Consider the following 19,343-nt stretch of genomic DNA (forward strand, 5'->3'; position numbering starts at 1 on the left):
GGTCGGAGTTCCCGCGTTCCCGTGCCTACGTTCCTGTGCGAATGGCGTACGTTTATCATCCGGACCGTCCAACCGGCGGTCATGACGGCAGCCGACAGACCGACCGGTCTGAGAACCGAGTACGCGACGGAACCGCTCGGCATCGACGAGACCAACCCGTGTCTCCGGTGGCGGGTCGAGACGGACAGGAAGGGGGCGAAACAGACCGCGTTCCGCGTCCTCGTCGCGTCGACGCGGGAGCGACTCGACGACGACGAGGGCGACGCGTGGGACACCGGCAAGCGGACGACGTCCCGGCCCGCCGTTGAGTACGACGGCGCTCCCCTGACGGCCGAGGGGCGGTACCACTGGAAGGTCCGCGTGTGGGACGAGACCGGAACCGCAGGCGAGTGGAGCGACGCGGCGACGTGGGAGATGGGCCCCCTCGCCGCGGACGACTGGGAGGCGTCGTGGATTCGACGACCCGAGGACGGGGAGTTCGAACGCGGGCAGTTCTCCTACTTCCGTCGAGAGATAGCTTTCGACGCCGCCGTCGAACGCGCCCGCGTCCACGTCTCCGCCGGCCACCAGTACGCGCTCTCGGTCAACGGGAGCGTCGTCGACCGCGGGCAGTCGTTCGCGTACCCCGACTACCAGTACTACAAGACCGTCGAGGTGACCGACGCCCTGAACGCGGGCGAGAACGCCCTCGGCGTCCTGCACACGTGGAACGGCGAGGGACAGGGTCGCCCCGAGGGCGAACCCGGTCTGCTACTCCGACTGGTCGCCGAACTCGCCGACGGGAGCCGACGGGTCGTGACGACGGACGGGTCGTGGCGGACCCGCGAGGGACCGTGGACCGATGCTCCCCTCCGGAACGGCGAAATCGCCGAACCGGTCGAAGTCGTCGACCAGCGCCGTCGACCCGAGGGCTGGAGTCGACCGGGGTTCGACGACGCGGCGTGGGACACCGTCGACGTCGTCGGGGAACATCCCGCCGGTCCTTGGGAACGACTGGTCGCGCAGAATCGGGGAATCGAGCGGCGCGCCGTCGCTCCCGAGTCGGTCGAGCGACTCGACTCCGGGGCGCTGGTGTTCGACTTCGGGCGCGTCTACGCCGGGGTTCCGGTCGTCCGCTTCGAGTCGGGTACCGACAGCCGACGCGTCGAGATGCGTGCGGGCTACCGCCGCGAGGCGGACGGGTCGGTCTCGGCAGACGAGGGCACGCAGTGGACCGATATGCGGTACGCGTGTGTCCAACGCGACGGCGAGCAGACGTTCCGTCCGTTCCACTACCTCGGCCTCCGGTACCTACAGGTCGACGACCCGGGAGAGGACCTCTCGCCCGACCAGGTGGAGGTAATCGCCCGCCACAACGAGGTTCCCGACCCGCACGCGGCGACGTTCGAATCGTCGAACGAGACGGTGGACGAGGTGTTCGAGTTGGCGCGGCACTCGGCGCTGTACGGCTCTCAGGAGCAGTTCGTCGATACGCCGACGCGGGAGAAAGGGCAGTTCCTGATGGACGCGCTCAACATCTCGCGGGTGACGACGCGCGCCTTCGGCGAACGCCGCCTGAGCAGGCAGGCCATCGAGGAGTTCGTCCAGTCGCACTACCGCTACTGGGCCGAGAGCGGACGGCTGAACGCGGTGTATCCGAACGGGGACGGGAGGCGAGACATCCCCGATTTCACCGAGTCCTTCCCGGAGTGGGTGTGGCGCTACTACCTCGTCTCCGACGACCGAACCCTGCTCGAGACGGCGTACCCCGTCGTCCGCGCCGTCGCCGACTACGTCGTCCGCCACGTCGACGAGGAGACGGGTCTCGTGACGAACCTGAGCGGCGGAGAAGGGGGACCGTACGAGGAGGGCATCGTGGACTGGCCCGCCGAGATGCGCTACGGATACGACCGGGCGTGGCCGGCCCGCACGACGGTCAACCTCCTCGGCGTGAACGCCTTGGCGCGGGCCGAGCGTATCGGCGCGGAACTCGGCCGCCCCGACCCGGAACTGGCCTACTTCCGTCGCCGGTGTGAGGCGCTGGAATCGGCGGTCGTCGACCGACTCTTCGACGGGGACCTGTTCGTCGACGGCGCCGACGCCGAGGGGGCGAGCGAGCACGCCTCCCAGCACGCGAACGCTCTCGCCCTGGCGTTCGGCGTCGTTCCCGAGGGGGCCATCGACCGCGTGGCGGACCACGTCGCCGACGCCGGGATGCGGATGGGGCCGATGATGGTCCCGTGGCTCCTGCAGGCGTTCGAGGCGAGCGACCGCCCCGCGGCGATGGTCGACCTCCTGACCGACCCCGCGGACGACGGATGGGCGAACATCCTGGCGCAGGGCGGGACGTTCACGTGGGAGACGTGGCACTGCCGCGACGAGGACCTCCCCGACGACGAACGGCGGAACCGCAGCGAGTCGCACGCGATGGGTGCGACCGTCCTCGCGTACGTCCAGCGCGTCCTCCTCGGCGTCGAATTCGACGACGCCGCGGTCGGCCGGGTCCGAGTCCGTCCGCCGACGGACGGTCTCGAATCGGCGAGCGGCCGCGTGCCGACGGAGTACGGTCCGCTGCGGGCGGCGTGGGAGCGCACGGACGGGGAGTTCTCGCTCTCGCTGACGATTCCGTGGAACGTCGAGGCGACCGTCTTACTGCCCGCTCCCGCCGAAGGCACCGTCTCCGTCGACGGCGAACCCCTCGGGGACGTGGACGACCGCGCCGACCCGGCCGTCCCCGGCGTCGACTGCGCCGCACGCGTCGACGGCGAACTCGCGGTCGACGTGAAGGCGGGTACGTACCGGTTCTCCGTCGGGCGTTCGTAGCGACCTTCCGCCATCGTCGGAAGATATCCAAGTTCGAATCACGCGCTCGAAAAGCAGCCGTTTCACCTCGGTCGCCGCCGTCTCCGGCCGAACAAATCTCTCAGAATCATCCGACGATACCGGATACTCGTGTTGATTACGTATCCAATCCGAGTGTACGAATTACGGTACTACTATTGTAACGCATCGTGCGTCAGATATCGTATCCTCGACTGTTTTGATCCGCGCAAACGAGCGGCAGACGCTCCGTGGACGTGAGAGAACGTGTCTCATCCGAATATGCGACCGACTTCGGTCGACCTTCGAGTCGGGTACTCGGCCGAGACGATCCGACGATACCGGATAGAGTGTCCGGCGACGCCGGACGAACGTCGTCGGAGAACGGTGATACAGGGTACCGTTCGAGACGGAGGGGCGCACGGAACGCGTTGCGGTGCGCCGGCGGACGGCGTCAGGCGGTCGCTATCGTCACGAACCCGTCGAAGTTGAGGATGACCTTCTGCGCGAAGTCGCCGAACAGCGCCTTCCCGGTGGGCGAGCGCTGCCGTCCGAGGATGAACGCGTGGTCGCACCCCTCCTCGTCGCCTACGTCGACGACCGCCTGCGCCCGCTTGTCGTCGCTGACGACCCTGACGACGATATCGTACTCCACCTCGTACTCCGAGAGTACGTCGTCGACGGTGTCGCGGACGCTCTTTTCGGCCGTAGCGAACACGTCGTAACTCACGTCCTCCACCGACTTGATGGATTCGAGCGTTTCGACGTCCGCCTCGTACTCCTCGTCGGTGAGCGTCACCAAAAAGAGGAGGTCGACGTCCGCCCCGGACGCGTGCTCGCAGGCTTCGTGCAGGAGTTCGCGGTACTCCTCGGAGTCCTCAACGACGACCAGTCCTTGCTTCATATGCGAGTAACACATCCTTCGACACGACATAAATCCACCGGCGAGGCGCGAGAAGACGGTCCGCGCACGGCTATCGTGGCCGCTCGGGACGACGTTCGGTCCGCGTCATCGGGGTTGTGCCGATTACTTCTGCCCGACCCACCCGTGGAGCCACGCCACGCGTCCAGGTTTGGTGCGCGACATCAGCGATTTGTCCTCGGGCATCTGGAAGGTGAAGTCGCCGGTGTCCCCCCAGTAACCGCTGTTCTCCTGTACGTAGACGAGCGCCGGCATATCGTAGTTGAACCACTGGACGAGCGTCCGGGTCATCTTCTGCACCTCCTCTCCGGTCTCGGCGACGGGGAGGTCGTTCATGAGTTGTGCGGGTTGGATCGACTGCCCGCTTCCGGACACCGTCTCGGCGCCGACTTGGTTCGGAATCGTCGTCTCGAACGGGATGCCGGTCGGTCCGGTGTCGTCGCTGCTGGCGGGGTCGCCGACCTCGACGCCGTAGAAGTTGTTCGAGTAGTACGCGGTGGGGTGCCACAGCGCCCTCGCGACGTGCCATATCCACGCGATGTCGAACTCGTACTCCTGAAGTTTCGCGTAGTAGTCGAGACCGATGGACTTCACGTCGGTGCCGATTCCGAAGGCGTCCAGTTGGTCGGAGAACACCTTCGTCGCCTGCGTCTGCGCGCTCTTGGAGTCAGCGATGATGGTGAAACTGAACGACGAACCGCTCCCGTCGACCCACTCGCCGCCGGACTTCGAGTAGCCCGCCGCGCGCATGTACTCCGCCGCTTTCTCCGTGTCGCCCTCGACGGGGTACTGGATGAGTTTGTCCGTGAACCCCTCTCCGAGGTACCGTTCGTGGATGGACGAACGCAATCCGGTCTGCACCTGCGTCGGCGTCCCGACGATTCCCGCCTGGTTGGCGGCGGCGACGATAGAGGGCAGGTCGACCGCGGCGGCGACCGCCCGCCGGACGTTCCGCTTCGCGAGGTGTTCGTTCTTATAGTTGAACGTAAACTTCTGGGTACGGAACCACTCCAGTTCGTACTGGTTCTGGAGGTTGTCGGGGTACCGTTGGCGTTTCTCCTCCGTGATGTAGTCACCGAACGCGAGGTCGACCTCGTCTTGGACGATGAACGACTCGGGGTCGGCGGTGTCCCACGGGATGACCCGCGTCTGTTCGACGTTCGTTCGGTCGGCGTACGGGTGGTCTTCGAACTTCTCGAGGATGCCCTCGGAGGAGTTGAACCGGACGAGTCGGTACAGGGAGTTCCCGAGGCCCTCGTCGACGAGTTGCTTCGCAGAGATGGTCATCCCGAGGAGGTCCGACGTGATTTCGTCCCGTTCCTCCTGCGTCGACGCCTCCCGGTACCGTTCGAGATACTCGCCGTATATCCACCGCGGCGTGTTGACGAGGAACCCGGCGATGGTGGCGCGCATCAGTTCGGGCGTCGTCGGGTTCTTGAACGTTCGCTCCAGCGTGTAGTCGTCCACTAGTTCGTGGCCCTCGTACGGCGAGGCCTCCGGGTCCTGGAGCCGAGTTATCTCCAACTGCATGAGCAGGTCCTCGGCCGTCAGGTCCTCGCCGTTCCACCACGTGCGGTCCTCCGGGAAGGTGATGGTCAGCGTCTTCCCGTCCGTCGTCAACTCCTCGGCGAGGTCCGGTCTGATGGCGCCGTCGGAGTGTCCGGAGGCGACGATATCGTGCGTCATCACGTCCCACGAATTGGCGTAGTTGGCCGCGTTGAACCCGTTGAACTGGACTTGGGTCAACTGGCGAGCGTCCATGATGGTCAGCGTCTTTCCCTCCCCGGAACCGCCGGCGGTACCGCCGCCGCCACCGGCCGCCGTCGCGTTGCCGTTCGACCCTTCTCCCGAGCACCCGGCGAGTCCGGTCGCGAGCGCCCCGCCCGCCGCTCCGATCATCCGACGACGTGTAAGACGGTTGCTATCTCTGGTCATACGAGTTGACGTTGCTCAACATCACGTATAATTCTTATGTACGAATATCGGCGGTTCGGCTTCCGACTCCCGGCTCATCGGGGGGTCGATGTGTCGGGTCGGTGCCGACGCTCTCGGCGGCCGACGAATCTCCGCGCGCTCAGGGAACGAGTTCGAGCACGCGTTCGACCGTCGTCGCGGCGTCGGTCGACGGGGAGTACTCGAGGCCGACGTAGCCGTCGTACCCGGCGTCGTCCAACGCCTCGAAGACGCGCGCGTAGTTGAGTTCGCCCGTTCCGGGTTCGTGTCGCCCCGGCACGTCGGCGACGTGGACGTACCCGACGAACTCGACGTGTTCGGTCAGGTTCTGAATGACGTTGCCCTCGGTTATCTGCTGGTGGTAGACGTCGTAGAGGACCGAGACGGCGGGGCTGTCCACCGCGTCCGCGATTTCGTACGCCTCGTAGGAGGAGTCGAGATAGTATCCGGGGTGGTCGACCGGGTTGTTGAGCGGTTCGACCACGAGGTCGATACCCGCCGCCTCCGCGGCGGGTGCGGCGTCACGGAGGGCGTTGACGACGGCGCGGTGTTCGGCGCCGGGCGGCAGGTCGTCCCGTTCGGGACCGACCGTGACCACGAGCGAGTCGACGCCGACCGCCTCGCCGAGTTCGACCGAACGCTCCAGGTCCGCGACTCCGTCCTCGTGTAACGAGGGGTCGGTGAGGCCGGGACCCTCCCCCTGCGTGTTGGCCGCGACGCCGACGCACGTCGACGCCGACACGGCGACGCCGTGTTCGTCGCAGCGGTCGCGGAGGGCGTCGGGGTCGACGTCCTCGATACCCCAGAACTCGATCGCTTCGAGTCCGAGGTCGGCGACGTTTGCGATGGCGTCCGTCGGGTCGTCGACTCCGAACACCATGTTCGCGTTCGCGCTGACGGTGAAGCTCATTCGGTCACCCGCTGTGACTCGCCCGTCTCCAGGGCGCGTTCGACCGCGAGGGTCGTCTCGAACGTCTTCCGGGCGTCCTCGTAGGGCGACCGGAGGAGCGATTCGTCCCGCGTCTCGACCGCCTCGAGGAACGCCGTTATCTCGGTCTCGTAGGCGTCGCCGTCGCCCTCGAACGCTATCTCCTCGCCGTCGACGGTGCCGACGAGGGTGTCGGCGCCGACGTCGAGTTCGAGCGAGAAGCCCTCGCCCGTCAGACTCAGTCCGTGCGAGAACCGCGCGGAGGTCGAGGTGGCCGAGACGTGACTGATCGCGCCCGTCTCGTGCCGCATCGACGCCGAGGTGGAATCCTCGAAGTCGAGTTCCTCCTCGCACACCTCCTTGCCGCCGACGGCCGATACGGATTCGACGTCTCCGGCGAAGTACCGGACCGCGTCGTAGGTGTGCGTCGCCTGCTCGACGACCTGTCCGCCGGAGAGGCTCTTCTTCCGCCACCAGTGGTCCGCCTCACCCGGGATACCGCACCACCAGTGTCCGTCGACGAGTGCGACGGTTCGGTCGCCGACGAGTTCCTTCGCGCGCTGAACCGAGTCGACGTACCGAACCATGTGGCCGACCTGCGCGAGACGGTCGGACTCGGCGACGGCCGCGGCGTTCTCACGAACGGTCTCGCTGTCCAGTGCGAGCGGTTTTTCCACGAACAGGTCCGCTCCGTGTTCGACCGCCAGCCGCTCTTGGTCCTCGTGCGCGAAGGGGGGAATCCCGACGACGACGGCGTCGAACGACGCTTCCTCGTACATCTCGTGGTGGTCGGTGAACGCCGCCGCGCCGTGCGTCTCCGCGGCGGCCGTCGCCCGTTCGTCGTCGATGTCGCAGACTGCGACGACGTCGGCTCGCTCGTTCGATTCAAGGTTGTCGAGGTGGACGGACGCGATACCACCCGCACCGATAAACGCCAGTTGAACGGTCATCGCCTCCCACTATCCGGTCGCGTGTTATCAAGGTACTGTCTCCCACGCGTCGGGACATCGACTCGTGAGTTCGCAACTCCGCGAGTCGGTCCTCGGGGCGCGCCGGCCGATTCGAACGACCGCTCACGGTGCGAGGAGCTTTCGCAGGACCTCCCCCGTCAGATGCTCGTCGGGGTCGAACGCGTCGGAGGCGGCGTAGGTCCGCAGGGCGTCGTAGAACTGCCGGACCGACGGCTCCGCGGCGGCCGCGAAGAGGTCGGCGGCGCAGACGAGCAGGCCGCCGTCCCCGACGGCCGTCTCGAACACGAGTCCGAGCCGCTGGTTGCGCTCGATGTTGTCGACCATCCGCACCAGCGGTTCGTACTCCGCCGGGGCGTCGTCGAGGACGACGGGGTGGGACCGTTTCAGGAGGTGCCACCACTGCCAGTCGCCGTGGTCGGCCGTCGGGAACGCCTCGAAGAGGGGATGCGTCGGGTCGAGCGCCGGCCCCATCGTTCCCGGCGGCGCGCGGCGCTTGAACAGCGCGTACGACCAGAAGTCGGTCCGAAACGTCCCGTCGACGGCGTGGGCGAGGTCCTCGCGCTTCGGGACGAGGAGGACGTCCGCGCCGTCGGTTAGGAGGTTCCGCGTCGCCTCGTCGAACGTCCGCCGCACGACCACGCTCGTTTCGCCCACGTCGTCGTCGCAGGCGGCCGGTTCGGGCGCGTCGTCCGGGTACGCCCACGCGGAGTAGCGGTTCGTCGCCACCGACCCGTCGACCCCGTCCGCGACGACGTCCACCACCAGTTCCAGCGCCGCCGGCGCGTCGACCGCGAGGTCGACGTCCACCCGTCCGAGAGCCGTCACCGTCCCCTGCGGGACGTCGGTCTGGTCGGTCCGTCCCGAGGTGACGACGCCCTCGTCGTTCTTGAGCGTCCACTCGGCGGCGACCCCCGCCAACCGCGTCGGTCCGTAGTGCGCTAAGCGAACGGTCGCGGCGAGCGTCTCGTCCGCCTCCCACGTCCGCGACGGCATCTCGACGAGTGCGACCGTCGGCGCGCAGAACCGCCGCCACGCCTCCGGGTCGACGACGCCCTTCGAGTCCATGAACGAGTCGAGCACGCCGACGAGCGCGGTCCCCTGTCCCGGGAAGTCCTGCAGGGCGAGCAGGTGGAACCCGCCGAGCGACGGCGTGCGGAGGGCCGCCTCGGCGTCTTCCCGGTAGCATCGAAGCGCCAACTGGCCGGAGGCGTGCGCGAACTCCGCGGCGCGGTCGAGCATCCGGTGGGCTTCGAGGTGGTCGCGGGCGAGTTCGAGGTTGCGCGCCGCGAGCACGCCGTCGTACTTCGGCAGTTCGCCGAAGTCCGGGTAGAACTGGTACTGCCCGATCTCGTGGGAAACGACCGGCATCGGCAGGTCAGCGACGAGGTGCTCGTAGTTCCTCGTCGTTGAGGGAGGGCGCTCGTTGAGGGCCGCTGCCCGAACGCGACTCCGGTCGCCCGCCGCGCCGTCGGGCGACGGGACGGACGCGGTGGTCCAGTAGTCGTCCGTCTCGGTGACCGTCGACTCGCTGAGGAAGTTGTACGACCCGGTCGCGTACAGCGGTCGCGGGTCGTGCTCGCGGCAGTGCTCGACGAGTTCGTCCATCGCGTCGCGGTCGCCGCACAACTCGTTTCCGAGCGCGAACATGACGAACGAGGGGTGGTCGCCGTAGGCGTCGAGGATGCGCTTGGCCTCCGCGCGGTAGAACGCTCGCGCCGCTCGGTCCTCGAACGCCGTCTCGCTGTTCCACAGGGGGAGTTCGGGTTGAAGGTAGACGCCGAGTTCGTCGGCGGCCTCGAAGGCGGCCCGCGGCGGGCACCAACTGTGAAATCGGTAGTGGTTGATACCGTACTCCGCCGCCGTCTCGAACACCTCGCGCCACGCCGAACGCGACGTCGGCGGGTAGCCCGTCCGCGGGAAGATACAGCAGTCGACGTTACCGCGCAGGAACGTCGTCCGGCCGTTGACGACGAACTTCGTCCCCCGCGCCTCGAACTCGCAGACGCCGAACGTCGTCGATACCGCGTCCGTCAGCGATTCCTCGTCTCCCGACTCCGCCTCCGTCGTCGCGTCGAGTTCGACGTCCAAGGCGTACGTCTCGGGGGAGAACTCGTCCCAGCGCCGGAGTTCGTCTCCGAGGTCGAACGTCGCCGTGACCGTCGTCGAAGCGGGCGGGGCCGTCGGAGGCGAGGTCGGTTCCGACCGAGGCGCTCCGCTCTCGGCGCCGACCGAGAACTCGGCCGTCTCGGCCGGGAACGCCGACTCTCGGTCGCCGCTCGCCGCTCGCACCGATAGCGAGAGACGACCGGAAACCGCCGTTTCGGTCCGATTGCCGACCGAGACGGTGACCGCCGCCGCGCCGCGGTCCGGGTCGGGGACCACCTGCACGTCGTCGACCCACACCGGCGACGTCGCGTCGAGTCGGACGTCGCCGACGACGCCGTTCCAGTTCGTCTGCGTGTGCTCGGTGGCCGCGTGCGACCGCTGGACTCCCGGCAGCGAGAGCACCGAGGAGGTGTTGTCGACGCGAACCGTCAGGACGTGCTCGCCGGCGTCGAGCGCCGCCGGAAGGTCGTACTCCTGCGGCGTCGACAGCGAGTCGCGCCGGCCGACGGGGTCGCCGTCGACCCAGAGGCGCGTCGAACGGGTCCGTTCGAGCGTCAGGACGACCCGTTTCGTCGCCCATTCGTCGGAAATCGTCACCGTTCGCTGGTACCACGCGGCGCCCTCGTACGGATGCCTTCGCGTCAGGTGGTCCGGTTCGCGCGTCGGGTTCGGCGCCCCCTTCTCCGCCTCGTCGGTCGTCCCCGGAAGGGAGATGACGTCGCCGAGCGACGACTCGAACCACCGCTCGTCGACGCCGACGTCGTCCGGGTCGAGCGCGAACCCCCACTCGCCGGCGAGCGACCGCGAGGACCGCGAGCACTGCGACGGCCGCGAGACCGTTCCGTCGTCTCCTGTCATCAGTTCGCACGGTACTCCCGGTCGGGAGTTAAGCGTTGCCTGCCGCTCCGACGCCGTTCGAAAGAAAACCTCATTACGCCGCGCGAGAGGGGCTACAAGAGATGTTCAGAACTGGTATCATCGGGATGGGCGGCATCGGACGCCACCTCGCCGAGGAGGTTCGCTCGCACCCTCGGGGCACCATCGGCGCCGTCGTCGACGTGAACGAAGAGAATCTGGCGGCGGCGGGCGAGTCGTTCGACCTCGACCCGTCGGCGCTGTACGTCAACGAGGCGGAGATGTACGCCGAAGAATCGCTCGACGCCGTCGTCATCGCCACGCCGCCGGGGTTCCACTTCGACCAGATTCGCGCGGCGTTCGACCGCGACCTGCACGTCCTCTGCGAGAAACCGGTCGTCCTCGACTCGACGGAGGCGAGCGAGGTGGTCCGCTGGGTTCGCGAGGAGGGGCACGTCCTGATGGCCGGCTACCAACGCCACCTCGACCCCGGATTCGTCGCCGCCCGCGACCGCTGGGCGGAGGGCGACCTCGACCCGACGTTCGCCACGGGGTCGCTCACGCAGGACTGGCGACACCACTACGAGGCGGGGACGAACTGGCGGATGGACCCCGACGTCGGCGGCGGCGGTCACCTGTTCAGCGTCGGCACGCACGTCGTCGAGTCGGTTCTCTGGATGACCGGCCTGACGCCCGTCTCCGTCACCGCCGAGATGTCGTTCCACGACGACGAGCGTCGCGTCGACGAGCAGTCCGCGATGACGGTCAGATTCGACAACGGCGCCATCGCCAGTTTCGGCGACTCGGGCGTCGTCCCCCGGACGATGGAGCACATTCACGTCTGGGACGAGGAGGGGGCGGTGTACCTCGAAGGCGAGGACTGGGGCGCGCGCGAATTTTCGGTCGTCGACGCGGACGGCGACCGACGGACGCCGGACTTGGGCGACGCCGAGGCGCGGACGAAGTTCGAGGCGTTCGTCGACGCGGTCGAGTCGGGGGCCGAACCCCCGGCGACGGCCGAGGACGCCCTCCGCGTGACGGCGCTGCTCGAAGCGGCCTACGAGTCCGCGCGCACCGGGTCGCGGGTGGACGTGGACCTGTGAGCGGCCGACCCGACGGCGGCCTCGCTCACTCGGCGCCGACGCCGAAGTGGCGCGCCAACCCGTCCGCTATCTGACCCATCCCGCGGTCGGAGGGGTGGACGAGGTCGGTGGTCAGCCCCTCCGCGCCCAGGAGGTCCGTCCCCTCGACGAGCGCGACGTTCTCCGGGGCGTCGACGGCGACGTCTCGGAGCGCCCGTCGATAGGCCCCCGGCGTCGACGCCATCTCGTCCTCGCCGTGGTCGGCGACGAGGTCCGCGGAGAAGGGAAACAGCGTGATGGCCGCGACGGCGGCGTCCGGCGCTCCCTCGGCGACCGTCCCGACGAAGTAGCGCGCGCGTTCCCGGAACGTCTCCGCCGAGAACCCCGCCGCGAGCATGTTCACCGACAGCGCGAGCGTCGCCACGTCGTAGTCGAGGCCCCCGGCGTACTCCGCGAGTTCCGGTTCGCAGAACGCCGACCCCGGACAGCCGAGGTTGACCACGTCGGCTCCGAGCGACTCCGCGAGGCGCCACGGGTACGAGAGGTTCACACCGGTGGCGTTGCTCCCGAACGTTATCGAAGTCCCGTACGCCAGGTAGCGTCGCTCCGGGAGTTCCGACGGTTCCGGCGGCCGTCGCCCGCCGTCGACGCCGTGGAGGACGACCGACCCGCCCCACAGCGCCAACCGACAGACCGCGGGCGAGAACGCGAACGCCCCGGGGTCCAACTGGGCCGGTCGCTCCGGCGTCTCGAACGTGAACGTCTCGGGTTCCGACCCGACGCGACGGTGCTCGGAGTCCATGAACGGCCCCCAGAACGGGACCACCTCGCAGGCGCCGTCGGGCGAGGAGAGGGTCACCTCGACCGGCCCCTCGGTCGGGACGAACCGTATCTCCGCGCCCGCCGGTCGGTACATCACGTCCCGCGCCTTCTCGTTCAGCGACCGTCGGACGGACTCCGGGACTCGCTGTAGCTTCCGTCCCTCGCCGCCGTCGACGGCGCGCAACTCCCCGACGTTGTGGAGGCTGACATCGTCGTACTCCATGCGACTACCGCCGCGAAGCGCGGTGAAATCGTTTCCGGTGGAAGCGCGGGACGGCGGTCGACCGTCGCTCGCTCACTTCGACTTTCGGACCGCCGTCCCCTGGGGACCGAGGTACGTCTCGCGTTCGCCGTCCGCGTACACGGCGATTCTGTCGACGACGAGACCGGGGTCGAGCGCCCACAGACGAAGCGTGCGGACGCCGGCCGACTCGACGTCGTGGGTCGTGGTGGTGACCGCGGCGCCGCGCAGGACGTTCTTCTGCCACTCCGGGTCGTGCTCGTCGCCGTCGGGGTCGACGGAGACCGCCCGGCGGGGACCGTCTCCGAGGGCGACGGCGTACCGGAGGTTCCGTCCGTCGCCCGCCGCCTGCGCGGGCAGGCACTGCACCTTGACCGTCGCGGCGCCCGCGGTCGTCAGTTCGACGTCGTACTCCAGTCGGGGGGCGTCGTCCGCGTCCGGGTCGTGGCTCTCGAAGCGCGCCGGCGCGACGCGCATCGTCCCCCCGGCGAGGCGGCCGGGGACGTCGCCGGGTACCCAGCGCTCTGGCGCGCCGTCGACCTTCCGACTGTAGCGTTCCGCCTCGATGCCGACCGAACCGTCGACTTCGAGGAAATCGGCACCCTCCGCCCGCGACGTCTCGTCCGCCGAGGCGACGGCTTCGACGCGCACGGCGTACTCGGCGCCGGCCCCGGCGACCGTCACGGTACTGCTCGCTCGCGCTTCCGCCAGTTCGTCCCAGTCGACCCCGACCCACAGGCGACGCTCGTCCTCGACGGTCCCCGATCGCTCGCTCACCTCGACCCACTCGGCGTCCGCCGTCGCCGTCCACTCGAAGGGGGCCGCACCGTAGTTGAACACGTCCACGAACCGTCGGCGGCCAACCCCGGCGCGGAACGCCGGCAACGACGGGACCTCACCGTCCGGTTCGAGCGGTTCTCGCCGTCCTTCGACGGCGACGCCGAGTTCGCCCGGCCCCGCCGGGTTGAGGCGGGCGACGTCCGGCGGGTCGAACACCCGGAGGTCGCGCGGCGAGGCCGACTGCATCCGGTCCCACTTGCCGCCGAGGAGCGTCTCGTTGTAGCGCGTCGTCTCCACCCGAATCCGGTCGTGGGCGTCCAGCGCGGCGTCTGCGTACCGGTTCGCGCTCGCCCGCCCCTGTTCCGCGTACCGACGGCTCCGCGCCGCGTGGAGAAACTTCTCGGACATCGCCGCGGCGCACCGAAGCGGGTACAGCACCAACTGGTAGAACGCGGGCCGTCGCCCCCGCGGGAGCGACTCGAACGCCGTTTCGGCCCGGTCGACCAGTCCGACGAACGCGTCGAGTCGACGCCGGGCCTCGTCGCCCCCGTGGACGAAACTGAACGCCGGGTCGCCGGTCGGCGTGTCCGGGTACACCGTCGACCACCCCATGTGCTCGGGCTTGCGGGCGAGACACAGCCGGTAGTACTCGCTCAGGAGGTCGGCTATCTCGTCCGCGTGCACCTCGCCGAACTCGCGCGTCGCCCAGTCGACCAGCCACTCCGACGGCGACCGACGGCCTCCGAGGTCGACGTCCCACGCGAGGTCGAGGAAGAACTCCGTCTCCTTCTCGGTCGGCTTCAGGTCGCCGACGTTGACGACCCAACACTCCCGCGCGCCGGCCTCGTACGCCCGCCTCATCTCCGTCGAGACGACGCCGAGCGGTACGCTCGACAGCCAGAGATAGTCGTGCGGGCGCCCCCAGTAGGAGAGGTGGTAGTAGATGCCGGACCCGCCCGAACGCTCGCGGTCCGCCTCGGTCGGAAGTCCGCGGAGGTAGCCGTGGCTGTCGTCGGGCCACAGCAGGCAGACGTCTTCCGGAACGTCGAGACCCTCCCGATAGAGGTCCAACACCTCCTTGTACGGACAGAACACCTGCGGGACCTCCTCGACCGGTCGCTCGTGGGCGGCGTCCAGCAGTCGCCGCTGGTCGTCGAGCACGCCCTGGAGCAGCGTCCGGGTCTCGGCTCGCGTCTCCCCGCCCGGCATCCCCGAGTCGTGAATCCCGCGCATCCCGAGCGTGAAGACGTTCTCGAATCCGGCGACCGACTCGACCCGCTCGCGCCAGTACGCCAGAACCCGGTCTCGGTTCGTCGCGTAGTTCCACTCGCCGACGGCGTCCTCCCACTCGTCGACGTTGTTGCGGTGCATCGGCTCGCAGTGGGAGGTGCCGACGATGACGGCGTACCTGTCTGCGAGTTCCGCGTGCTCGGGGTAGCGGTAGAACGCCTTCGTCCCCGGATGCATGGCGGGCCAGACGGTGTTCGCCTTCAGTCTGAGGAGCAACTCGAACAGTTTCTCGTACGTCCGCGGTCCGACGCCGGGCCGGTCGGCGGCGTCCTCGGGCGCGAACGTCTCGGACGCCCACGGCCGCAGTCCGAAGTCCTCGTCGTTGAGGAAGACGCCGCGGTACGCGACCGACGGCGGTCCGTAGCGGTACGCGCCGGGTTCGACGACGAGCGTCTCTCTCCGATCGGGGGGAACGTCGGCCCACCAGTACCACGGGGAGACGCCGATTCGCTTCGACAGTTCGTAGATGCCGAAGGCGGTTCCCCGGCGGTCGCTTCCGACGACGAGCACCGCCGAGTCGACGCCGGAGAGCGGGTCCGCCACCGTTCGCACGAGGAAGCTCTCTCGCCCTCCGGACAGGCGCTCGGCGTCCCCGTCGAGTCCGCAGCGTTCCACGCAGACGTCGACTCCCTCGGAGGACCCGAGCGTGCCGGCGACGACGGCTGTACCGGTGAGTTCGCCGAGCGACCCCGCGAGGGCCGGGCGTTCGTCGGTCACCCGCGCGACGTCTTCCGCGAAGTCCTCGGCCGCGATGCGGACGACGTCGGCGTCGTCCTCGTCGACGTACACGTCGGCGGCCGACCCGTCGCGGACGAGGGGTACCCCGCCGGAGACGGAGTCGTGCGTTATCACGTTCACCCGTTCAGTCGCCGGGGTACAAAACTCCTCACCCCTCGGCACCCCCCTGCTCACTCGTCGCCGCCGAGCACGTCCGCCGGCGACGCCGGGTAGGGTTCGCGCACCAGCCGTCCCATATCTATCTCCCGGTAGGGGTCGCGTCGCAGCGTCCCGTTCTCGACGAAGGCCGTCTGTCCCTCGGCGGTCAGTTTCTCGGCGAGTGACTCTCGGAGTTCCGCGGTCTTTTCGGGGTGGTCGCCCGCGCACTCGTCGACCTCGTTCGGGTCCGTCGAGAGGTCGAACAGTTGCTCGCGGCCGCCGTTCCGCATGAACACGTACTTCCAGTCGCCCTCGCGGACCATCGCCGTGAAGTTCGGCGGCAGTCGGGGCGTTCGGTGGTAGCCGAACAGGCGTTCGCGGGGGCCGGTGTCCCCGCGAAGCATCCCGAGCACGTCGACGCCGTCTCGCAGTTCCTGACTCCCGGCGGCCGTCGTGGCGATGCCGAAGAGGTCGGTCAACGAGACGAACTCCTCGCATCGTTCTCCCTCCGGGAGTTCCGCGGGCCAACTCACGAGGAAGGGAACCCGACAGGAGGACTCGAAGAAGGACGTCTTCTCCCACCCCCGGTGGTCGCCGAGCATCTCGCCGTGGTCGGAGAAAAAGCAGACTACCGTATTCTCGGCGTCGTCGCGCGCCTCCACCGCGTCGAGGAGACGTCCGATATGTCGGTCGACTTCCGAGACCATCCCGTAGTAGTGCGCCTTGACGACCCGAGCGGTCGTGCGGTCGATACCGTTCCCGCGAGCGGTCCAGAAGTGGTGGTTCTGCGCGGGTATCTTCTCGTCCATGTGGTCGACGGCCAACTCGCCCTCGACGGGGTCCGAGAGCCGGTCCGGGTCGTACATCCGGTCGAACGGCGGCGACGGGGCGAACGGCGGGTGCGGGGGTTCGTACGAGACCAGTCCGAAGAACGGTCGGTCGTCGTCCTCATCTCTCCCCCCGACGAGGTCGACTGCACGGTCGGTCATCCACGCCTCGTAGTTCGTCTCTCGCGGCAGCGCGTTCCGCTGTGGGAGGTGAATCATCGCTCCCTCTCGGGCCGTCGTCTTCACCTTGTGGCCGGTGTCAGCGCGATAGGCCTCGGCGCTGAGACGGGTGTCGTAGCCGAGGTCGATATCGCGCGGGTGCGCGTGGTACTTTCCGACCAGAAACGTCCGGTACCCGAGTTCCCCCATGCGCCGCGCGAGAAACGGGCCGCAGCGGTCTTCGAGGTGCGCGGCGTCGCGTTTCTCGTTGCCGAAGTAGCCGGTCGTGAGCGCGTCGCACCCCGTCCGTATCGTGTGTCTCGCGGGGATGCAGATGGGCGTCGTCGAGTACGCGTTGGTGAACGACACGCCGCGCGCGACGAGGCGGTCGATGTTCGGCGTGTGGATTCGGTCGTTGCCCAGCGCGCGAATCGTATCGAATCGCTGCTGGTCCGTCATCACGAACAGGACGTTAGGGGCGGCGGGAGGCATCGTCGCCGCTTCGACGACGGGCGACATAAACCCCCCTCAGGCGAGGGGTCGCTCGCCTTCCGGCGTCCCGTTCACGACGCTGTCGTCGTCGCCGCGTTCAGTCGTCGGAGACGAGTTCGATGTCGGGCGACGGCGGGTCGTCCATCCCGTGTCCGAGGAAGTAACTCGGCCACGGCGGCTGGTTGTAGCCGGCGTTCTGCCGCGCGATAGCGGTCCTGTACTGCGGATTGTGCAGCAGCGTGTACAGCCGGTGGTCGGTCTCGTGCGGCGTCGCGTAGAGGTGGAGCGCCTCGCTGTCCTCGGTTCGCCAGATGACCTCTTCGCGCCAGTCGCCGAGGATGTCGCCGGAGAGACACGGGTTGCCCTTCGTCCAGTTGTTCGAGCGGGTTCCCTCGAAGGATTTCAGCGGGTCGAGCTCCTCCGATTCCGGGTTCCACTTGGTGAGCCGTCCGACGCCGTACGTCTCTTCGGCGTTCCACTCGTGGTCCAACAGTTCCCGCAGCAGGTCGCCCGTCCACCAGACGGCGGAGTTGATGGAGGGAATCGGGTCCTCCCGGATCCGCTCGCCGCTGGCCGCGTACGTGCCGACGCCGCCGGACGCCCACGCTTCGGCGCCCTCGTAGTTCGGGTCGACGTCGGAGACCATCGCCCGCCCGACGTCGTCGCCGTCGCTGGCCCAGATGTACTCGCCCGTCTCCGCGTCGCGCATCGACGCGCTCGGGGCGCCTTCCGGCGGGTACTCCGAGGGGACGAATATCTCCACTCCCTCCCGGTCGGGGAGGAAGTCCCCGCAGTGAAGCGTATCGGGGTTCACCATCGTCGTCGTGTGCAGCGGGCTCCCGTCGTGGTCGATGACTGCGCCGCCGTAGACGATTTCGTCCTTTCCGTCCTCGTCGACGTCCGCGGTGGCCAGCGTGTGCGCACCCTTCCCCTCGTACTCGGGGTGGCCGTCGTCGCTGTCGAACAGCCACCGGAGGTCGAGGTCGCCATCGCGGAAATCCCACGCGGCCAGCATCGTCTTCGCGTAGTAGCCGCGCGTCATGACGATGCTCGGCCGTTCCCCGTCGAGGTAGGCGGTGCCGGCGAGGAAGCGGTCGACGCGGTTTCCGTAACAGTCCCCCCAATCGCAGACGTCGCCGCGGGCGGGTTCGAAGTCGGTCGTCGCCAACGCCTCGCCCGTCTCGCCGTCGAAGACGGTGAGATACTCCGGCCCGTCGAGGACGTAGCCCGACTCGTTCGCGTAGTCGGCGTCGGGGTCGCCGATGACCGCGCCGGTGCCGTCCGTCGCGCCGTCGGCCGTTCTGACGGCCAGTTCGGCCTTGCCGTCGCCGTCGAAGTCGTACACGACGAACGGGGTGTAGTGGGCGCCCGCGCGGACGTTCTGTCCGAGGTTGACTCGCCAGAGGTGCTCGCCGTCCATCGTGTAACCGTCGATGAGGACGTCGCTCGTGTGTCCCGTCTGGGAGTTGTCCTTGGCGTTCGAGGGCGACCACTTCTGGACGATATCGAGCGTCCCGTCGCCCGTCAGGTCGCCGACGCTCGCGTCGTTCGCGTGGTAGGTAACCGTCTCGCCGTCCTCCCCCTCGACCGAGTCGGGTTTGTTCAGCGGTATCTCCTTGTACCGTTCGTCCCACACTTCGACGGAGTCGGACATGCCCGGCTTGCCGCCGCGGCGCCCCTGTTCTTCGGAGTCGCCGCTGTCCTCGCCTCGGCCGGGTCCGTCGTCGCCGGCGCGGCCGACGCCGACCGGTCGGACCGCGTACGTCGAGTCGGTCGTCCCCTCGGGGTCGAGGTAGTTCGTGCTCTCGGTGATCGGAGCGTCGTTCACCCGCTCTCCGTCACGAAAGAGGTGAAAGCCGAGGTCGTCCGGCTCCGTGCCGAACAGGCGCCACCGAACCAGCACGCCGCCGTCGGTGGGAACGGCGACCAGTCCCCTGTCCAGCGCCTCCATCTGCCGGAGGCCGTCTCCGTCCGCCCGTTCGTTTCCGTTTCCTCGGTTGCCCTGCCCGGCGGCGGCCGCCGAACCGACGCCGCTCGCCAGCAGGCCGGCCGTCCCGAACGCGACGCCTCCGAGGAACTCTCGTCGATAGCTGCCGCTAGTCCATCCATCCGCGTTTTGGTCGTTCATGTCTGCTACGACGCCTTTCTCGTTGTCAATTTATTGTTATAAAACTTTGGTTTAAGGAGATTGAGAATGACTCGCACTACTCTCTCGCCGACGACTTCCGTGGGTTCGTTCG

At 68.4% G+C, this 19,343-nt stretch carries 11 protein-coding genes; 2 read left to right on the forward strand and 9 right to left on the reverse strand.

Features of this window, described 5'->3' with window-relative positions:
* The first annotated feature begins 81 nt into the window (after positions 1 to 81).
* Positions 82 to 2,802, forward strand: a complete 2,721-nt coding sequence (locus NDI76_RS18030) for a family 78 glycoside hydrolase catalytic domain (protein WP_310925551.1) — start codon at positions 82 to 84, stop codon at positions 2,800 to 2,802.
* 451 nt (positions 2,803 to 3,253) lie between these two features.
* Here NDI76_RS18030 and NDI76_RS18035 read toward each other — a convergent pair whose 3' ends face one another.
* The 5 genes from NDI76_RS18035 to NDI76_RS18055 form a co-directional block, all read right to left on the reverse strand.
* On the reverse strand, positions 3,254 to 3,703 hold the full coding sequence (locus tag NDI76_RS18035) for a universal stress protein (RefSeq protein WP_310925552.1): 450 nt from the start codon (positions 3,701 to 3,703) through the stop codon (positions 3,254 to 3,256).
* Between the two features lie 123 nt (positions 3,704 to 3,826).
* The gene (locus tag NDI76_RS18040; protein ID WP_310925553.1) at positions 3,827 to 5,656 is read right to left on the reverse strand and encodes an ABC transporter substrate-binding protein; all 1,830 of its coding nucleotides are present in this window, start codon (positions 5,654 to 5,656) and stop codon (positions 3,827 to 3,829) included.
* Positions 5,657 to 5,795: 139 nt separating this feature from the next.
* The gene (locus NDI76_RS18045; protein WP_310925554.1) at positions 5,796 to 6,584 is read right to left on the reverse strand and encodes a hydroxypyruvate isomerase family protein; all 789 of its coding nucleotides are present in this window, start codon (positions 6,582 to 6,584) and stop codon (positions 5,796 to 5,798) included.
* Positions 6,581 to 7,552 (reverse strand): Gfo/Idh/MocA family protein, encoded by a 972-nt coding sequence (locus NDI76_RS18050; protein WP_310925555.1) that lies wholly within the window; start codon positions 7,550 to 7,552, stop codon positions 6,581 to 6,583. Before NDI76_RS18050 ends, NDI76_RS18045 begins: the two co-directional genes overlap by 4 nt.
* A gap of 123 nt (positions 7,553 to 7,675) precedes the next feature.
* A complete protein-coding gene (locus tag NDI76_RS18055) occupies positions 7,676 to 10,537 on the reverse strand; it encodes a glycoside hydrolase family 2 protein (protein ID WP_310925556.1) in 2,862 nt (953 codons plus the stop codon).
* Between the two features lie 101 nt (positions 10,538 to 10,638).
* Between NDI76_RS18055 and NDI76_RS18060 the strand changes: the two genes are divergently transcribed.
* On the forward strand, positions 10,639 to 11,637 hold the full coding sequence (locus tag NDI76_RS18060) for a Gfo/Idh/MocA family protein (RefSeq protein ID WP_310925557.1): 999 nt from the start codon (positions 10,639 to 10,641) through the stop codon (positions 11,635 to 11,637).
* Positions 11,638 to 11,662: 25 nt separating this feature from the next.
* Here NDI76_RS18060 and NDI76_RS18065 read toward each other — a convergent pair whose 3' ends face one another.
* The 4 genes from NDI76_RS18065 to NDI76_RS18080 form a co-directional block, all read right to left on the reverse strand.
* Positions 11,663 to 12,661, reverse strand: coding sequence for a GDSL-type esterase/lipase family protein (locus NDI76_RS18065; RefSeq protein ID WP_310925558.1), 999 nt, complete (start codon positions 12,659 to 12,661; stop codon positions 11,663 to 11,665).
* Between the two features lie 72 nt (positions 12,662 to 12,733).
* Positions 12,734 to 15,601, reverse strand: coding sequence for a glycosyl hydrolase 115 family protein (locus NDI76_RS18070; protein WP_310925559.1), 2,868 nt, complete (start codon positions 15,599 to 15,601; stop codon positions 12,734 to 12,736).
* A 56-nt stretch (positions 15,602 to 15,657) separates the two neighbouring features.
* The gene (locus tag NDI76_RS18075) at positions 15,658 to 17,103 is read right to left on the reverse strand and encodes a sulfatase family protein (protein ID WP_310925560.1); all 1,446 of its coding nucleotides are present in this window, start codon (positions 17,101 to 17,103) and stop codon (positions 15,658 to 15,660) included.
* A 97-nt stretch (positions 17,104 to 17,200) separates the two neighbouring features.
* Complete coding sequence (locus tag NDI76_RS18080; RefSeq protein ID WP_425498386.1) at positions 17,201 to 19,054, reverse strand: rhamnogalacturonan lyase; 1,854 nt, start codon at positions 19,052 to 19,054, stop codon at positions 17,201 to 17,203.
* Positions 19,055 to 19,343 lie beyond the last annotated feature (289 nt).

Origin of the sequence: Halogeometricum sp. S1BR25-6, assembly GCF_031624495.1 — an archaeon.
In the GTDB taxonomy this organism is placed as follows: Archaea; Halobacteriota; Halobacteria; order Halobacteriales; family Haloferacaceae; genus Halogeometricum; species Halogeometricum salsisoli.